This is a genomic window from Bradyrhizobium cajani (assembly GCF_009759665.1).
Classification (GTDB): domain Bacteria; phylum Pseudomonadota; class Alphaproteobacteria; order Rhizobiales; family Xanthobacteraceae; genus Bradyrhizobium; species Bradyrhizobium cajani.
In genome coordinates this window covers 1-400 of record NZ_WQNE01000107.1, presented here as the reverse complement: position 1 = coordinate 400, position 400 = coordinate 1, and the positions used below count along the sequence as shown (strand labels likewise).

The 400-nt window shown below is 71.8% G+C and carries 1 protein-coding gene; it reads right to left on the bottom strand.

What is annotated here, in order from left to right:
* On the bottom strand, positions 1–400 hold a 400-nt coding region (locus GPL20_RS38585), incomplete at both ends, for a gamma-glutamyltransferase (RefSeq protein ID WP_205751248.1).

The following is a 400-nucleotide window of genomic DNA, read 5'->3' as shown; positions in this document are numbered from 1 at the left end:
GGCTCGGGCTGCGCAGCGCATCGACCAGGAGCAGTGCGGCGTCGGGCTCGGTCAGGGGGTCGGCCTCGACCCCGTGGGCCACCGCGCTCAAGGTGCCGAGCACGTCGTCGAGGTCGTCGCCGCGGGCGTGCACCGTGTAGTCGTGGAAGGCGATGCTGCGCGGCTCGGTCTCGATCACCCGATAGCTCTCCAGGTCAGCCATGCTCAGGGCGCCGCCGTCGGCCACGGCCGCCACCAGAGCTTCGGCGTACGGGCCGTGGTAGAACGCCTCAGGGTCAGCGGCCAGCAGGTCGTAGGCCCGCGCGTGGTCAGGGTGGGTCAAGCTGTCCCCGGCCTGCAGCAAGGTGCCGTCGGGCCGTCGGAAGACGAAGTTCCCGTCGCCCACGCACATCGCCTGCAC